Below are 15,870 nucleotides of genomic sequence, written 5' to 3'. Positions count from 1 at the left end.
GATCTTTCTGGGAAAGAATGCCATGTTCAATGAACCATTGCGGCCAGATTGGATGAGTCAAATTTGATTAAGCGTTTGATTTATATGGTGTCAAGATCTCCTGTGGCCTCGATGTGGAAACCATCGAACGCCCGACGAATGTCCTGGTGATCGTTCAGGCTGACGATGGCGCGGCCCTGCAGCTTGCGCATACGCGCCGCCATGTCCTCGTACTGTTCGAAGCCGAAGCCGACCCCGTAGCCTTCGGTCTCCCAATAGGGAGGATCCATGTAGAACAGCGTGTGCGGCCGGTCGTACATATCCAGGCACTTCTGCCAGGGCAGGTTCTCGATGTAGGCGCCCGCCAAACGCAGATGCGCCATTGACAGATTTTCCTCAAGGCGCAGGAGGTTCAGGCCCGGCGGCGCCGTGGTGGCGGTGCCGAAGGTCTGCCCATCCACCTTGCCGCCGAAGACGTTCTGCTGGAGGTAGTAGAACCGGGCTGCGCGCTGGATATCGGTCAACGTCTCTGGCCTGGTGATCTGCAGCCACTTGAACACGTCGCGGCTGGAGAGTGCCCATTTGAACTGTCGGACGAACTCCTCGAGGTGGTGCTGCACCACGCGGTACAGGTTCACCAGCTCGCCGTTGACGTCGTTCAGTACTTCGACCTTGGCCGGCGTCGGCCGCAGGAAGAAAAGCGCCGCCCCGCCCGCGAACGGTTCAACGTAGCAGTCATGGACAGGGAAAAAGGGAAAAATGCGATCGGCCAGGCGGCGCTTGCCGCCCAGCCAGGGAATGATTGGGGATGCCATGTTTGCGTGAGGATGTGTTACCGTTGCCCCCGCCTGTACAGGTGGGACGGCCTCGGGTCGCTCGCGGCTATAACCGTGGGTCGGCTGTCGGTCGCAGTTACAGCTGCTCGGCCGTCGCCGTCTTCTTTCAACTCAGCAATATTCAAGCAGCCGTCGATGGACTGGAACGCACTGAAAGAAAGCGTGTTGGAGTTCGCTGGCCTAAGGGAATTTGATTGGAGTAACCTCGATCTCCATGCGGCCAGCAACACAGTTTTCACCATACTAGCGACTGTGCAGGTCGTCGTGCCGATAATTTGGGTCTTGTGGACGCATCCGCGCAAAGCTAGTAGGTACGATTCAATCCAAATCGTCAGAATCTCTGCTGCCCAGGCCTTGGACATTTGGTATCAAGATTCCAGGCGCTATCTGGAAGCACGCGCCTCGATGTCCAGGGCGATAGGCACGGCCGGAGGGCTGGGGATTGCAGCAAGCGCAACACTACTAGCGACAGCGGGATTCAACGCAACTTTGCTCTATTTTTCCGTCGGCATACTGTTTCTAGTAGTCGCGCTTTGCGCGCTGAGCCAGTTCCAACTGAGCCATACCTACTTCATGCAAGCAAGTACTTGCGCCCAAGCCGCCATTGGTAGCGAAGTAGACGACCAAGTTGAAGTGGGATTGGTCTCACCGAATCCCAAATTGCGAAAATTTGACTCGCTTTTCTCTATGCGCTTGGCCTGGTGGTGGCTGTTCGCAGGTTGGTCGATGATCGTTCTTGCAATTGCAGTGAAGTCAATCCCGCAACATTCTCCTACCTAGGTTCAATCGAAGAACTTGGAATGCAAAACGCCCCGGTTTTGGCCGGGGCGTTTCATCAGGTCGCATTTGCTACGAGCCTGGGCGAATTCTGCTCACCTTGTCCCACATTGTCAAGCGGTCTAACCGCGTCATTAGCATTCCTCGGCGAATGCACAACACATCGAAACGAGTTATAACAATCAATTTCATCCATCAAGATTTGCTATGTCGATTCACCTCAGTGTTTTGATCGCAGGACTCATTCCAGTCGCGGTTGGCATATTGAATCTGCTACTACACTTCCATCAAGCCACGCTAGTCAGCGCAAGGGAATATGTACGTTCAAGGTACCAGTCGCTGACTGAGCGCGCTCTATCGCTATGGAATTCTGCAACCCGCGGACTACGACTTCTCGTACTCGCCGGTGGCGGCCTTTTTGTCACAGGAGCACTTCTTGTTGGCACGAAGACTGTTGATGTGGAGACCCTCGGCCAGTCTGGCGACTTCTTGGGCGGCTGGTTAAACCCGCTGGTCGGCCTAATAACCGTCTATCTCTTGGTCAACACGCTCCAAACGCAGACATCTTCGCTGACGCTACAGGAGGAGGCGATGCGCGCCGCGGACGCCCGAAACTTGGAGATGCTAGAGTTGCAACGCGACACATTACGCATTCAAGCTCAATCTGCAGCACTCCAGGAACGGGCTGCAGCAGCGGCAGACGCGCGAACACTGCAAATGCTTGAAATTCAAGCAAAAGCTGCGTTTGAACAGAGTCTTTTCACAATGAATGCAGCTTATCGAACAAATCTAACCTTGGTTACTGCGACGAAAGAGTCCACGAATTTCCAAGGTCCTCCGGCATTAGAACATTTACTGTTTGAGCATTTTTTTGACCCTGCAGAAAAAGAAATAACGGACAAAGGCCTCGATATCCCCGGGTCATTGAGGGAGGCTCGCGAGTCCCCCGAAGCGGTAGAAGGCGTCAAATCTTGTCTCATACGCCACTGGCATGACTTCCTTCTGCGGGATACACAAATCCGCAGTCTCTTATCTCAACAGATGCAACTCTTCCGATGGATAGACCGGCAGACATTTTTATCCGAGGATGACGAATATTCTTACAGTGCTGCGATTCGAGCGCAGTTGACGCGAGGAGAAGTAGTAGCGTGGCATTTCCACCTATTAACTGAAGATTTTCGGAAGGAGCTCTACCTTACCAACCGTTATGGACTCTTCGCGCTGATGAGTAAGCAAAATCACCCGGTTCAGAAACTGGCGAGACGAGTGCTCATGGTCGAAAAGCGGCTAGAGGCTTCTGCATTTCGCTGGAGCGGCCAGCAAACGCAGCCACAGCCGCTCACTCCCCCCCACACCTAAACGCGCGTAGAAACCGGGTTTATTTGGGAGGCATAGATTATTTTTCTCTCAACGCGAACTGGGCTTTCTACAAATCACCAATGATCCCCGCGTCCCCCATCTGCACGTCCAGGCGCTTCAACGCCGCGCGGCGCGCCCCCCCTACCAAGACCCGGTATGCCGACGCCAGCCGACCGATGTTGGACTTCGGCAAGTCGAAGCGGTCCGACAGGTCTCGGATCCTCGGCCGGCCGCGCAAGATGTTGGTGACCAGCAGGTCCACCAGCTCGCGCTCCCGGCTGTCGGCCGGCGCTTCCGGGTTCAGCCATTCCGACACTCGCCGCGCGCTGACGGCGCCCTCCTCGCCCGTGCCGTACTGCGCCTGCAGGATGTGAAAGCCGATGTTGTCGCCCAGCGTGCGCTCCAGCACTTTCACGGTAAACACGGCCTGCAATAATAGTGTCAGACTACGGTTTAACCAATGAAATTGCAGTCTGACACCATATTTGCAAATTATGGAAAGATGTCTACAAAGACCCGAGGTGATGAGAGTATCCGTAATTGAGAGCCTTGATTTTCTTAGAATGGCTATCGGCAAGATCCGGCAATTGCTCTTTGTCAAAATCCTTTATTTGTGCAATTTTTAACATTTCAAGCAACCTCTCCGAATCAATTAGACTCAGCTTAATTCCTTGCAACTCCGCTTTTTGACATACTGACTTTGCCCCGGCAGTGAAGCCCGACGTCGTCACAAACATTCCCTGCGGAAGACCATGCAAAACCAGCGCACCAACGAAAGAACGTAGCTGCTCAATTTCGATGACACCACGATAACGCTTCACTTGGACCCCAAACGCTTCGCCCGACCCGTCGATTCCGATTACGTCCAACCCACCGTCGTTCGAGCGACTCGTTATTTGCACATCGAGCCTGTAAGACTTCAAGATGCTCGTCACGATTTTTTCAAATTGATATGGCTCTATTGAAAAGCGGTCGCTGTATCTGGCACAAAGATTGCTCCTTAGCTCCTCAACCGGGCTATCAATTGGCAATGGCAACACTGAAGTGAGCGCTCCGGCAGCCCACTGGTACGCAGAATACCCCTTAGCAGGCGTCTCATATTGAAGCTCCCGGATAACGCACCACCATCCGCAAACAGGGCAGCAATGAAAAGCCGTCCCGACGACTTCAGGTACCGACATAATGGGGCGATGCAATAAAAAAGAGCCATCCACATAGATTGCGTTCTGCCTAACTTGCAGATCATGCTCTTTTCGAATCGCGTCTTCGTTCAAGTCCCACAAATTATCAACCGGGCAGGAGAGCATATCCGCATTACAGAATATGCATTCTGGCCGGGGAAAGAGAATTTCGGCGGCCTGTGTAGTTGCCAGGTGATGCCACATAGCTTTTCGACATCTCGAGAAAATATGGTGTCAGACTACAATTTACCCAGAGAAATTGCAGCCTGGCACCATATTTTTCCAACCGCCACGGCTAAATCGCGTCGCGCTATCGCGACAGTCAGACGAACGTCGTGCCGGGCGCGCCCATGCGGTCGCGCACGGCCGGAAGACGTTGGTACAGCCGCCTTCTCCCGGATGGTTGGATCTCCAATCAGCTCAAAATCAGACCATTTGAGCTCATTTAAGCTCAGAACCAGCCTATTCAATGAGCTGATTACTACTAAATTGAGCTGATTCGACCTGCCACGAGCACGCGATGCCCGTCCGCGAAGACATACTCCAGATACTCCATACCCGACAGCGGGAAGCCCGCCCGTGGCTGAGTTCCAGTGAGCTGGCCGCCAGTATCGATACCAGTTGGTCCACCGTGAAACGCCAGCCAGACGTCCTGCTCAAAGCCGGCTTGGTGCTACGCGAGGGAAGGGGCCGGGCCACACGCTACCGAGTCGCGGACCAGGCGCCCGCTTGGGCATATGCCGCGACCAATATCGCCACCCGGCTGGCGGAACCGGCGCCCGATACCAACGAAATGATCTGGTCCGAACATGGGCTGGCACTGCTCGCCCACCTCCAGCAACCGCTAGCATCGCGCGCACCGGTGGGCTATCAGCGCAGCTTCGTGGACGACTATGTTCCAAATCACAGTTCCCTTCTGCCTCCCACCCTGGCCCAGGCCTTGGCCGACGAAGGCCGCATGCAGGGTCAGCAGCCTGCCGGCACATACGCGCGCCGCGTGCTGGAACCGCTGTTGCTGGACCTGTCCTGGTCGTCTTCGCGGCTGGAAGGCAATCGGTACTCGCTGCTGGCCGCGCAAGAGCTCTTCAAGCGCGGCGCGGCAGCCACTGATCTGGACGCGATCATGCTGCTCAACCACAAGGCCGCCATCGAGTTCATGATCGATGCGGTGCCCATGCACGGCCTGACGTCCGCAATCATCGGCAACCTCCACGCGATCCTGATGCAGCACCTGTTGCCCAACACCAAAGGCTTGGGTCATATCCGTCGGACCGTGGTCAACATCAGCGGCGCGACTTACCTGCCCATCCAGGCACCTGCGCTACTGCAGGATATTTTCGATCACATCCTGGAGAAGGCGCGGCTGATCAAGAACCCCGTGGAAGCGGCATTCTTTCTCTGGGTGAACCTTGCCTATCCGCACCCCTTCGAGGACGGCAACAAGCGCACCAGCCGCTTGTCGGCCAACATTCCGTTGATGCTCTACAACTCCTCGCCGCTGTCCTTCCTGGATGTGGAGGCGCAAGACTATGCCTACGCCATGATGGGCATCTACGAACGCGGCGACGTGGCGCTGGCGGTGGATCTGTTCACCTGGTCCTATCGGCGCTCGATCCGCAAATACGCCATTCAGCTCGATGCGGCAGGTGTGCCGGATCCCGTTCGCCTGAGATTCCGAGAAAAGCTGAACGAGGCGATCAGCCGCGTGGTGCGAGCGCGGCAAACCGCCGACGCAGCGGTGGCGGCCCTGGCCTTGTCGGAGGACGATGTGCATGCGTTCCGGTCGATGTTGGTGGAAGAGCTGCTCGTGCTGGATCTGTACAACTGCGCGCGATTTCGCTTGCCGATGGAACTGGTGCAGGAGTGGGTCGAGGCGGGACGGCCGCAGTAGCGGAATCTCGCCCGCCAAAAAGTACAAGGGCCGCGAACGCGGCCCTTGTCGTCACTGCTTAACGTATCGCTTCGATTACGCCTTGCGCACCTGCGCAATCAGCCCATCCAACTGCGTCAGCATCGTGTCGATTTCCTCAGCCGTCACATTCAAGGCCGGCATGAAGCGCAGCAGATTTCCACGCGGCGCATTCAGCAGCAGACCGTTAGGCGTCAGATTGCGCGCGGCTTCGACGATGGCGGGGCCGTCGTCGCGGTCCATGACCAGTGCGCGCAGCAAGCCCATGCCGCGCTCGCCCTTCATGCCGTACTTGGCCGACAGGGCCAGCAGGCCTTCGGACAATTGCTTGGCGCGGGCGTTGACGGATTCCATGAAGCCCGGCGCAGCCAGGGCGTCGAACACAGCAACGCCAACAGCAGCCATCAGCGGATTGCCGTTGTACGTGCCGCCCTGGTCCCCATGCGAGAACACGCACACTTCCTGACGAGCCAGCAGCGCAGCCAGCGGCACGCCGCCGCCGATGCCCTTGGCCAGCGTCATGATGTCCGGCACGACGTCGGATTGCTGGTAGGCGAACATGGTGCCCGTACGCCCCATGCCCGTCTGCACTTCATCAACGATGAACAGCAGCTTGTGCTCGTCGGCCAGCTTGCGCAGGCCTTGCATGAATTCCTTGCTGGCGGGGACGACGCCGGCTTCGCCTTGCACGGGTTCGAGCATGATGGCGACGGTTTGGTCGTCGATCAGCTTGCGCACCGACTCCAGGTCGTTGATTTCGGCCTTGGGGAAGCCTTCGACCTGCGGGGCGAACATCTTGTCCCAGCCCGGCTTGCCGGACGCGGACATGGTGGCCAGCGTGCGGCCGTGGAAGCCGTGGTTCATGGTGATGATCTTGTAGGCGCCTTTCTTGTGCACCTGGCCCCATTTACGGGCGAGCTTGATGGCGCCTTCGTTGGCTTCGCCGCCGCTGTTGGCGAAGAAGACTCGGTCGAAGACCGAGGCGCCGGTGAGGCGCTCGGCCAGCTCGATGGAGGGCAGGTTGTAGAACGCCGGCGAGGGGTTCATCAGCAGCTTGGACTGGTCCAGCAGGGCCTTCTGCATTTCCGGGGCGCTGTGGCCCAGGGTGTTGACGGCCCAGCCCTGGACGAAGTCCAGGTATCGCTTGCCCGCGTGATCCTCCAGCCAGGATCCCTGGCCGCGCACGAACACGAGGTCCGGGCGGGAGGTGATCTCCATGAGGGCGTTGGTCTTGAACTGGCTGAATTCCATGGCGGTTCCTGCGGAATGAGAGAACAGGGGGTGAGAAAGTAATTGGACGATGCCAATAGGCGAATTTAGCACCGACGGGGGGATGCTATCGTGACACACCCCCTGCCGATCCGCCCGGGGCCGCCTCAAAAGGGCCGCCAGCGCGGGAGCTACATTTTATGCAACAGGCGCGCCCCTGCGCGCAGCCCTTTGTCGCTTTTTACTGACCAATCATGAAACGTATTCTTTCCAGTCTTGCCGCCGGCCTGGCGCTGGCGACGGCCGCGACCACCGCTCATGCCGATTTTCCCGAGCGCCCCATCCGCCTGATCGTGCCGTTCCCGCCCGGGCAGGCGACCGATATCTTTGCGCGCGCGCTGGCCGAAAAGCTGGGCGCGGCCGTCAAGCAGCCCATCGTGGTGGAGAACCGCGCGGGCGCGGGCAGCAATATCGGGATGGAGCAGGCGGCGCGCGCGACGCCGGACGGCTACACGCTGGTGATCGCGGGCTCTGCCGCGGCGGTGAACCAGACGCTGTACAAGACCATCAATTACAGCCTGACCAAGGATTTTGCGCCGGTGTCGGGGGTGTTCTCGGTGCCGCTGATGTTCCTGGCGACGCCGGCTTCGGGCATTACCTCGCTCAAGCAGCTGGTGACGCAGGCGCGCGCCAATCCTGGCGAGTTGGCTTATGCCAGCGCGGGCATTGGCGGCACGCAGCATTTGTCGGCCGAGATGTTCAAGGCGGCGGCGAAAATCGACATCCGCCACATCCCGTACAAGGGCAGCGGCCCGGCGCAGGCGGATTTCCTAGGGCATCAGGTGCCGTTGATGGTGGACTCGGTGACTGCCGGCCTGCCGCATGTGCAGAGCAAGAAGGCGGTGGCGCTGGCGGTGACGACGGCCAAGCGCCTGCCGCAGCTGCCGGACGTGCCGACGGTGGCGGAATCGGGTTATCCGGGTTTCGAGGCCATCGGCTGGGCGGCGGTGCTGGCGCCGCGTGATACGCCGGCCGAGGTGACGGGCTATCTGAGTAAGCAGATCGGCCAGGTGCTGAATTCGCCGGACATGCAGAAGTTCTTCCGCGACCGCGGCGCGGAGCCGATGCCGCTGACGCCTGATGCGACCGGCGCCTTCATTGCCGGCGAAGTGAAGAAGTGGGGCGAGGCGGTGAAGCAGTCGGGCGCGCAGGTCGACTGACGGACGCGCAAGACGCCATGCCCACAGCAAACCGCCCCGCATCGCCGGGGCGGTTTGCATGATGGACAGAGTTGAAGCTATGGGTGGGCCGGCTTAGGCCGGATCACCCGGCTGACCCGGCCGTCCGGGTTCGCCGGGTTGCCTGGGCTTTTCCGCAGGCTGCCCCGGATTGCCGGGCACTTCCGGCGGCATGCGACCCGGGTCGACGTCATCGGGACCGGGCTGGCCCGGCACCTGGCCGGGCGCCTGCTTCTCCGGCGCGCCGCCGGGTTCTTGGCCGGGACGCTGGGACGGATCGATGCCGGGTTGGTTGGAGGGATCGCCGGGCTTCTGGTTCGTGTTCATGGATATCTCCTGAAGATTCACGCAAAGCGTTTCACGCGAAGCAGCACGCGTATCGGTGCAGGACCACGATAGAAGCCTGGTCCGCGCACGCCCAGATCACGCGGGACGACTTTATCTAGTACTTTCTTCCTATCTTGCGGCCGCGCGCCAGCGGCCCGGTTTTGCGCACCGAGGAGTCAGGATGAAGAAGACCGCCACGGCGTTCACGACGGAACGCCGCCATCTGCTGGAAATCATCGACGGCCTGATCGAAGGCATCATCCTGCTGGACCAGGACCGCCGCATCGTCTGGGCCAACGACACGGCGCTGGCCATGCACGGCGTGACGGATCTGGCCGCGTTGGGCGGCACCGCCGCCGGCTACCGCAAGGCGTTTACGCTGCACTATCGCAACCATCGCGCGCTACGCGCGGCGCAGTATCCGCTGGACCGCGCGCTGGCGGGCGAGGCCTACAAGGACGTGGTGGTGGAAGTGACCAGCCGGCGCGATCCGGCGTTCAGCCGCATGCATCAGGTGCGCAATCTGGAGCTGCGCGATACGCAGGGCGTGGCGGAAGGCATGGTGCTGGTGCTGCTGGACGTGACCGAGCGCTACAACGCGGAAGAGCGCTTCGAAAGAACCTTCAACGCCAATCCCGCGCCGGCCGTGATCTGCTCGCTGGCGGACCTGCGCCACATCAAGGTCAATGAAGGATTTTTGGCGATGACCGGCTACAAGCGCGAGGAAGTGCTGGGCAAGACGTTGCGCCAGCTGGACGTCCTGGGCGACACGCCGCAACGCGAGGATGCGCTGCACCGGCTGGCGGAAGGAACCACCATTCCGCAGACGGAAACCATCATCACGGTGCAGGGCGGCGGCACCAAGCTCGTCATCGTGGCGGGCCAGCCCATCGAGGTCGCGGAACAGCCTTGCATGCTGTTCACCTTCAACGATCTGGAGCCGCGCCGCAAGGCCGAGACGGCGCTGCGCGATAGCGAACAACGCTTCGCCACGGCGTTCCGGCTGGCGCCGGTACCCATGACGCTCAGCAGCACGACGGGCGAGCTGCTGGAGGTCAACGATGCCTTCGTTGCCACGACGGGCTATGACGCCAAGACGCTGGCGCGCGACGAGGACGCGCTGGCGCAGTTGTGGACCGACCCGCAAGCCTATGACCGCGCCATGGCCTCGCTGGAGCAAGGCGCCAGCGTGCGCAGCCAGGAAATGGCGCTGCGCACGCGTGAGGGCGCGCTGCTGGACTGCCTGGTGTCGGCCGCGCCGGTATCCATCCAGGACCAGCCCTGCGTGCTGGCGGCGATCCAGGACATCACCGAACGCAAGCGCAACGAGGTGGAACTGATGGAGGCGATCGAGACGGTGATGCAGGACACCTCGTGGTTCAGCCGCACCGTCATCGAGAAGCTGGCGCAAATCCGCACGCCCCAGGGTACGCCGCAGGGGCAGAGCGAACTGGCCGATCTGACGCCGCGCGAACGCGAGATCCTGGGCCTGATGTGCCAGGGCCACACGGACCCGGAGATCGCGGCCACCCTGCATCTGTCGCGCAACACGGTGCGCAATCACGTGGCGGCGCTGTACAGCAAGCTGGACGTGCACCGGCGCAGCGCCGCCATCATCTGGGCGCGGCAGCGCGGCATCGTGGGCTATGAAAAACCGGCGCGCAAGCAGGCGCAAAAGCAACCAGACAAGCAGCCTGGCAAGCAAGCCGACAAACGAGTCCACAAGATTCGGTAGAAAAGTACCAGCCGATCTGATGCGCGCGCTTCTTACGCGCGCGCCATGCGCTTCCTATAGTGGGTTCGTCCGCCGCTGGAGTCTGGGCCCGAACGGGGTCCTCCGGCGCGGTTTCACGCAACCTGGAATTAGGAGCGACAACATGGATAACGACCGCATCAAGGGCGCAGCCAAGGAAGTCAAAGGCTCGATCAAGGAAACGGCCGGCAAGCTGACAGGCAACCGCCAGACGGAAGCCGAGGGCAAGGCGGAGAAAACCGTGGGCAAGGTGCAACGCAATGTAGGCGAAGCCAAGGATCAGGCACGCGACTTGCTGAACAAGAAATAGCGCGGCTGCCCTTCGGCATGACCCGCTACGCTCATGAACGCCGAAAGGAGAAAAAAATGACGCATCGAATCTGGCTTGTGCTGATGCTTGCAATAACCGCCATCACGGCCGGCTGCAACACCATGGAAGGCGCCGGCAAAGACATCGAACGCGGCGGGGAAAAGATCCAGCAAAAGGCCCAGTAGGCCTGCAGGAACCCGTGCTCGGCTGGCGCTTGATGGCGCGCCGGCCATTTTGCGTTCGGGCGTCCTGATTCAGCGCGAGAAGCCGCGCGCGGAAATTTCCCAGATGTCCTGCACCACCCCGTCTTTGAACACCACCAGGCCGTCGTGCAGGTTGAAGGTCGGGTCCACATGCGCAGGCACCAGGCGCAGCACGCTGCCCAGCGCGGGCGCCGTGGCGCCGGGTTCGACCCGCACCACGCTGTGCTCGTCGTTGATGGCAATGCAGGTCAGGCCGGACTCGCCATAGACCGCGGGCGGGCCGCATTCGGCGGAAGCCGATTTCAGGCCGGCGTCCAACACCACGCGCTCCGGGGTGGGCGTGCTCATCACGGTGGACAGCAGGAACAGGCTGTTCTGGAAATTGAGCGGGCCGTCCCATTCATTGGCGCCGTAGTCGCCATCCATGAAGGCATAAGAGCCCGCCTGCAATTCGGTGTAGACCCCGCTGGCGGCGTCGAACTCCACGCTGCCGGTGCCGCCGCCGGTGATGGTGTCGCAGGCGATGCCGCTTTCGCGCAGCAGCTGCGCATAGGACGCGGCGATGCGCGCGGCCTGGCGGGAGACGGTGGCGCGCTCTTCGCGCGTGCGGTAGTGCTGCACCGAGCCGTGATAGGCCTGCAGGCCCGCGAAGTTCAGGCCCGGCAGCGCGCGCGCCTGCTGCGCCAACGCCAAGACAGTCGCGTCGTCGGACACGCCGCAGCGGCCCTGGCCCACATCCACTTCCACCAGCACGTCGATCTCGGCGCCAGCCTGGACCATGGCGGCGGAAAGTTGCGCCAGGTTCTGGGCGTTATCCACGCACACGCTGATCTTGGCCGCGCGCGCCAGCTGGCCCAGCAGCGCCATCTTGGCCGCGCCGACCACTTCATTGCTGATGTGGATGTCATGGATGCCAGCGGCCACGAAGGGCAGGGCCTCGCTGACCTTCTGGCAACAGATGCCGCGCGCGCCCAGGGCCAGTTGGCGCAGCGCGATCTGCGGGCATTTATGGGCCTTGGCGTGCGGCCGCAGGGCCACTTCGTGGCGATCGGCCCAGGCCTGCATGGCGCGCAGATTGGCTTCGAAAGCGGTCAGGTCCAGCGCCAGGCTGGGCGTGTCGACGCGGGCAAGGGGATCGCCCGGCTGGGCGGCGGGGGGCAGCGCAATGCCGCGTATGACTTCCTGGGACATCTTGGAAACTCCGTTATCAGCACTGCAGGGATGTAAGCGCAAACCATAACCAAAGCGGGACCGCCCATAACCTTGGGCGATGCGACCCCCTGGAAAACCATAGCCCTGTAATCATTGGCTACAGGGGACGGGCATGACAGAATTTCATCATAAAGAAGCCCCCGAGGGGAGGCACGTTTTTGCCGGGGGAATTCGCCCATCGGCAGAAATCACATTATTGATACCCGTCAGCAAGAATTCGGAGAAGCTCGCATGAAACTCAAGACCTGGATCACCGCCCTGACCATCGCGGCCGCCGCCGTCGGCGCCGCTGGCACCGCGCAAGCGCAACAATTCTTCCGCATCGGCACGGGCGGCACGGCCGGTACCTACTATCCCATCGGCGGCATCATCGCCAACGCGGTGTCCCAACCGGGCAAGCTGGTCGCCACGGCGGTCGCCTCCAATGGGTCGGTTGCCAACATCAACGGCATCCTGGGCGGCTCCTTTGAAGCGGGCTTCACGCAATCCGACGTCGCTTTCTGGGCCTACAGCGGCACCGGCACCTTCGAAGGCAAGCCCAAGGCGCAAGACCTACGCCTGATCGCCACCCTGTACCCGGAGAGCATCCACCTGGTGGCACGCAAGGGCTCAGGCATCAAGAGCGTGGCCGACCTGAAAGGCAAGCGCGTGTCGATGGACGAGCCGGGTTCCGGCACCCTGGTGGACGTGCGCCTGATCCTGGGCGCCTACGGCATGACCGACAAGGACATCAAGGCCGAATACCTGAAGCCCAACCAAGCCGGCGACAAGCTCAAGGATGGCGGGCTGGATGCCTTCTTCTTCGTGGGCGGCGCCCCCGCAGGCGCCATCGCGGAACTGGCGTCCAGCGGCGCCGGCATCGAGATCGTGCCCTTGGTTGGCCCGGAGATCGACGCGTTGCGCGCCAAGCAGGAATTCTTCACGCCCGACACCATTGCCGCCAACACCTACCAGAACGTGGGTGAAGTGAAGACGATTTCGGTCAACGCCCAGATGGTCACCTCGGCCAAGCTGCCGGAGCAGGTGGTGTACGACGTCACCAAGGCGCTGTACAGCGACGCCACCCGCAAGACCCTGGACAACGGCCACGCCAAGGGCAAGCTCATCACCCGCGACAACGCGGTCAAGGGCGCCGGCATTCCGTTCCACCCGGGCGCTGAAAAGTTCTACAAGGAAATCGGGCTGCTGAAGTAGGCCCCCCCGAGCGCCTTCGGCGCTTCCCCCAGGGGCGCCGCAGTGGACCGGCGGAGCCGGATCCACGCGGCCCTGATCGGTGGCGTCGGGGTCATGCGGCTAGCGTGCCGGGTGGCCAGGAAGCGAAGGGATAGAAGTGCATGTCCGCGGAGCAACGCGCCGCGCTTGAGTAGGGCCGCCACGAGCGGCCCTGCTTGCTGAATCATCCTGAGAATTACTGCGATGGAAATTGATCACGAAAAAACCCAGCAGCTGGCGGAGAAGTACGATTCGGAAATCCGCTTCCGGCCGCTGGACAAGACGGCGACCTGGATCGTCTCTGGCCTGCTGGTAACGCTCTCCATCTTCCACTACTACACGGCCGGCTTCGGCCTGCTGCGCGAAGCCACGCACCGCGGGGTGCATCTGGCTTTCGTGCTCAGCCTGATCTTCCTGGTTTTCGGTTTTTCCAAATCGCACTACACGCGCGAGCCCAAGTCCACCTGGTACGCGCCCGGCGGCATTCCGCTGTATGACTGGATCATCGCGGTCGCACTGGCCCTGTCGGTGCTGTATATCCCTTACATCTTCGAGGACCTGGCCTTCCGCGTGGGCAATCCCCTGCCCATAGACGTGTTCATGGGCTCGATCCTGCTGATCGGCCTCTTGGAAGCCACGCGGCGCGCCATGGGCTGGCCGCTGCCCATCATCGCGCTGGTGTTCATGGCCTACGCCATGTTCGGTCCGTATTTCCCCGGGTTGCTGCAACATGCGGGCAACACCTGGCCCCAGATCGTCAACCACATGTACCTGACCAGCCAGGGCGTGTACGGCGTGGCGGTGGGCGTGGTGGCGACCTATGTGTTCCACTTCGTACTGTTCGGCGTGCTGGCCACCCGTATCGGCCTGGGCCAGCTGTTCCTGGACGTCGCTTCCACCATCGCCGGGCGCTATGCCGGCGGGCCGGCCAAGGTGTCGGTATTCGGCTCGGCCATGTTCGGCATGCTGTCGGGCTCCTCGGTCGCCAATGCGGTGACGGTGGGTTCGCTGACCATCCCGGCCATGATCCGCATCGGCTACCCGCGGCACTTCGCCGCCGGCGTGGAGGCCGCCAGCAGCACGGGTGGGCAAATCACGCCGCCCATCATGGGCGCGGCGGCGTTCCTGATGATCGAATTCCTGGGCATTCCGTACCAGCAGATCGCGATCGCGGGCATTTTCCCGGCCTTCCTGTACTTCTTCGGCATGTTCATGCAGGTGCACTTCGAGGCCAAGCGCGAGGGCCTGCGCGGGCTGACCGAAGCAGAAATGCCCAAGCTCAAGCAGTCGTTCAAGATGCGCTGGCCGACGCTGATCCCGCTGGTCCTGCTGATCGGCGTGCTGGCCAGCGGCCGCACGCCGTACCTGGCGGCCTTCGCGGGCATTACCGGCTGCATCATTGTGGGCCTGCTGAATCCGTTCCAACGGCTGCGCCTGCGCGACCTGTACGAGGCCTTCGAGACCGGCGCCAAGTACGCGCTGGCGGTGGGCGCCGCGGCGGGCACCGTGGGTATCGTGATCGGCGTGGTCACGCTGACGGGCGTGGGCTTCAAGATCTCGTACATCGTGATCTCGGCGGCCCAGGCTATCGCCGGCGGCGCGGCAACCGTCATCCCCGATGCCATCGCCAATACCCAGACGCTCACGCTGGTCGCCGCGCTCATCATGACCGGCCTGGTCTGCATCCTGATGGGCTGCGGCATTCCCACCACGGCGAACTACCTGATCATGGTGGCGGTGGCCGCGCCCACGCTGGTGCAGCTGGGCGTGCAGCCCATCGCGGCGCACTTCTTCGTGTTCTATTTCGGCATCCTGGCGGACATCACGCCACCCGTGGCGCTAGCGGCCTATGCGGCGGCCGGCATGGCGGGCAGCGATCCATTCAAGACCGGCAACACAGCCTTCAGGCTGGGCATCACCAAGCTCATCGTGCCCTTCGTGTTCGTGTTTTCGCCGTCACTGCTGATCTCGGTGCAGGGCTTCACCTGGTACGACTTCTTCGTGACGCTGTTCGGCTGCATGGTCGGCCTGGTGCTGCTGTCGGCGGCTTTCTCGCGTTACATGCTGGTGGGCATGAAGAGCTGGGAGCGCTGGCTATGCACCATCGGCGCCCTGCTGACGATCCTGCCGGGCCTGACCAGCGGCCTGATCGGGCTGGCGATCTGCATCCCGGTATTCATGCGCCAGCTGGCGCAGCTCAAGCTGGAAAACGCCCCCAAGGCGGCCTGACCAGCGACGTGAAAACAAAAAGGGGCGGATCTATGAGGTCCGCCCCTTTTTGCTCCGAATCATGAATATTGGCAGCATTTAGGCTGAAAATGTGCGCGTGTTGTCGCAAGGTGACGCCATACAACATTCCACCTTC

At 61.5% G+C, this 15,870-nt stretch carries 14 protein-coding genes and 1 pseudogene; 9 read left to right on the top strand and 6 right to left on the bottom strand.

Features of this window, described 5'->3' with window-relative positions; genetic code table 11:
• Window positions 1-104 precede the first annotated feature (104 nt).
• Window positions 105-794 (bottom strand): annotated as a pseudogene (locus AC6LKD_RS12160) (DNA adenine methylase); the annotation flags it as partial.
• 156 nt (window positions 795-950) lie between these two features.
• Between AC6LKD_RS12160 and AC6LKD_RS12155 the strand changes: the two are divergent.
• Window positions 951-1,595 carry a hypothetical protein gene (locus AC6LKD_RS12155; protein WP_498116340.1) on the top strand — a complete coding sequence of 215 codons (645 nt, stop codon included), beginning with the start codon at window positions 951-953 and terminating at the stop codon, window positions 1,593-1,595.
• Window positions 1,596-1,799: 204 nt separating this feature from the next.
• Complete coding sequence (locus tag AC6LKD_RS12150; RefSeq protein ID WP_498116339.1) at window positions 1,800-2,951, top strand: putative phage abortive infection protein; 1,152 nt, start codon at window positions 1,800-1,802, stop codon at window positions 2,949-2,951.
• A gap of 67 nt (window positions 2,952-3,018) precedes the next feature.
• On the opposite strand, the gene AC6LKD_RS12145 is transcribed toward AC6LKD_RS12150, so the two are convergent.
• Both AC6LKD_RS12145 and AC6LKD_RS12140 read right to left on the bottom strand, forming a co-directional pair.
• Entirely contained in the window at window positions 3,019-3,375 is a 357-nt protein-coding gene (locus AC6LKD_RS12145) for a hypothetical protein (RefSeq protein WP_498116338.1), read from the bottom strand.
• An 82-nt stretch (window positions 3,376-3,457) separates the two neighbouring features.
• On the bottom strand, window positions 3,458-4,336 hold the full coding sequence (locus AC6LKD_RS12140; RefSeq protein ID WP_498116337.1) for a restriction endonuclease: 879 nt from the start codon (window positions 4,334-4,336) through the stop codon (window positions 3,458-3,460).
• Between the two features lie 316 nt (window positions 4,337-4,652).
• Here AC6LKD_RS12140 and AC6LKD_RS12135 point away from each other — a divergent pair, with 316 nt between their 5' ends.
• Window positions 4,653-6,023, top strand: a complete 1,371-nt coding sequence (locus tag AC6LKD_RS12135) for a Fic family protein (protein WP_498116335.1) — start codon at window positions 4,653-4,655, stop codon at window positions 6,021-6,023.
• Between the two features lie 75 nt (window positions 6,024-6,098).
• Here the strand turns inward: AC6LKD_RS12135 and AC6LKD_RS12130 are convergent, their stop codons facing one another.
• Entirely contained in the window at window positions 6,099-7,292 is a 1,194-nt protein-coding gene (locus AC6LKD_RS12130; RefSeq protein WP_498116334.1) for an acetylornithine transaminase, read from the bottom strand.
• 212 nt (window positions 7,293-7,504) lie between these two features.
• On the opposite strand from AC6LKD_RS12130, the gene AC6LKD_RS12125 reads away from it, so the two are divergent.
• Entirely contained in the window at window positions 7,505-8,470 is a 966-nt protein-coding gene (locus AC6LKD_RS12125) for a Bug family tripartite tricarboxylate transporter substrate binding protein (RefSeq protein WP_498116333.1), read from the top strand.
• Between the two features lie 93 nt (window positions 8,471-8,563).
• Here AC6LKD_RS12125 and AC6LKD_RS12120 read toward each other — a convergent pair whose 3' ends face one another.
• Window positions 8,564-8,815: a hypothetical protein gene (locus AC6LKD_RS12120; protein WP_207467074.1), complete on the bottom strand. Its 252-nt coding sequence runs from the start codon at window positions 8,813-8,815 to the stop codon at window positions 8,564-8,566.
• 181 nt (window positions 8,816-8,996) lie between these two features.
• Here AC6LKD_RS12120 and AC6LKD_RS12115 point away from each other — a divergent pair, with 181 nt between their 5' ends.
• The 3 genes from AC6LKD_RS12115 (at window position 8,997) to AC6LKD_RS12105 (ending at window position 11,063) form a co-directional block, all read left to right on the top strand.
• Window positions 8,997-10,550 carry a helix-turn-helix transcriptional regulator gene (locus AC6LKD_RS12115; protein ID WP_498116332.1) on the top strand — a complete coding sequence of 518 codons (1,554 nt, stop codon included), beginning with the start codon at window positions 8,997-8,999 and terminating at the stop codon, window positions 10,548-10,550.
• Between the two features lie 142 nt (window positions 10,551-10,692).
• Window positions 10,693-10,878 (top strand): CsbD family protein, encoded by a 186-nt coding sequence (locus tag AC6LKD_RS12110; protein ID WP_207467078.1) that lies wholly within the window; start codon window positions 10,693-10,695, stop codon window positions 10,876-10,878.
• A gap of 56 nt (window positions 10,879-10,934) precedes the next feature.
• Window positions 10,935-11,063 (top strand): entericidin A/B family lipoprotein, encoded by a 129-nt coding sequence (locus AC6LKD_RS12105; protein WP_332015454.1) that lies wholly within the window; start codon window positions 10,935-10,937, stop codon window positions 11,061-11,063.
• Between the two features lie 69 nt (window positions 11,064-11,132).
• Here the strand turns inward: AC6LKD_RS12105 and AC6LKD_RS12100 are convergent, their stop codons facing one another.
• Complete coding sequence (locus tag AC6LKD_RS12100; protein WP_498116331.1) at window positions 11,133-12,272, bottom strand: DSD1 family PLP-dependent enzyme; 1,140 nt, start codon at window positions 12,270-12,272, stop codon at window positions 11,133-11,135.
• Between the two features lie 252 nt (window positions 12,273-12,524).
• Here AC6LKD_RS12100 and AC6LKD_RS12095 point away from each other — a divergent pair, with 252 nt between their 5' ends.
• Both AC6LKD_RS12095 and AC6LKD_RS12090 read left to right on the top strand, forming a co-directional pair.
• Window positions 12,525-13,487 carry a TAXI family TRAP transporter solute-binding subunit gene (locus tag AC6LKD_RS12095; protein ID WP_498116329.1) on the top strand — a complete coding sequence of 321 codons (963 nt, stop codon included), beginning with the start codon at window positions 12,525-12,527 and terminating at the stop codon, window positions 13,485-13,487.
• 222 nt (window positions 13,488-13,709) lie between these two features.
• Window positions 13,710-15,734: a TRAP transporter permease gene (locus AC6LKD_RS12090; RefSeq protein WP_498116328.1), complete on the top strand. Its 2,025-nt coding sequence runs from the start codon at window positions 13,710-13,712 to the stop codon at window positions 15,732-15,734.
• Window positions 15,735-15,870: the final 136 nt, after the last annotated feature.

The organism is Achromobacter sp. D7-1 (assembly GCF_059760445.1).
The sequence above is the reverse complement of the archived record's forward strand: the minus strand, read 5'-3'. Positions and strand labels throughout refer to the sequence as shown.

Excerpts from the sequence above, each read along its gene's own strand:
- AC6LKD_RS12155 (WP_498116340.1), top strand. The coding sequence starts at position 951 with ATGGACTGGAACGCACTGAAAGAAAGCGTGTTGGAGTTCGCTGGCCTA.
- AC6LKD_RS12150 (WP_498116339.1), top strand. The coding sequence starts at position 1,800 with ATGTCGATTCACCTCAGTGTTTTGATCGCAGGACTCATTCCAGTCGCG.
- AC6LKD_RS12140 (WP_498116337.1), bottom strand. The coding sequence starts at position 4,336 with ATGTGGCATCACCTGGCAACTACACAGGCCGCCGAAATTCTCTTTCCC.
- AC6LKD_RS12135 (WP_498116335.1), top strand. The coding sequence starts at position 4,653 with ATGCCCGTCCGCGAAGACATACTCCAGATACTCCATACCCGACAGCGG.
- AC6LKD_RS12130 (WP_498116334.1), bottom strand. The coding sequence starts at position 7,292 with ATGGAATTCAGCCAGTTCAAGACCAACGCCCTCATGGAGATCACCTCC.
- AC6LKD_RS12125 (WP_498116333.1), top strand. The coding sequence starts at position 7,505 with ATGAAACGTATTCTTTCCAGTCTTGCCGCCGGCCTGGCGCTGGCGACG.
- AC6LKD_RS12120 (WP_207467074.1), bottom strand. The coding sequence starts at position 8,815 with ATGAACACGAACCAGAAGCCCGGCGATCCCTCCAACCAACCCGGCATC.
- AC6LKD_RS12115 (WP_498116332.1), top strand. The coding sequence starts at position 8,997 with ATGAAGAAGACCGCCACGGCGTTCACGACGGAACGCCGCCATCTGCTG.
- AC6LKD_RS12110 (WP_207467078.1), top strand. The coding sequence starts at position 10,693 with ATGGATAACGACCGCATCAAGGGCGCAGCCAAGGAAGTCAAAGGCTCG.
- AC6LKD_RS12105 (WP_332015454.1), top strand. The coding sequence starts at position 10,935 with ATGACGCATCGAATCTGGCTTGTGCTGATGCTTGCAATAACCGCCATC.
- AC6LKD_RS12100 (WP_498116331.1), bottom strand. The coding sequence starts at position 12,272 with ATGTCCCAGGAAGTCATACGCGGCATTGCGCTGCCCCCCGCCGCCCAG.
- AC6LKD_RS12095 (WP_498116329.1), top strand. The coding sequence starts at position 12,525 with ATGAAACTCAAGACCTGGATCACCGCCCTGACCATCGCGGCCGCCGCC.
- AC6LKD_RS12090 (WP_498116328.1), top strand. The coding sequence starts at position 13,710 with ATGGAAATTGATCACGAAAAAACCCAGCAGCTGGCGGAGAAGTACGAT.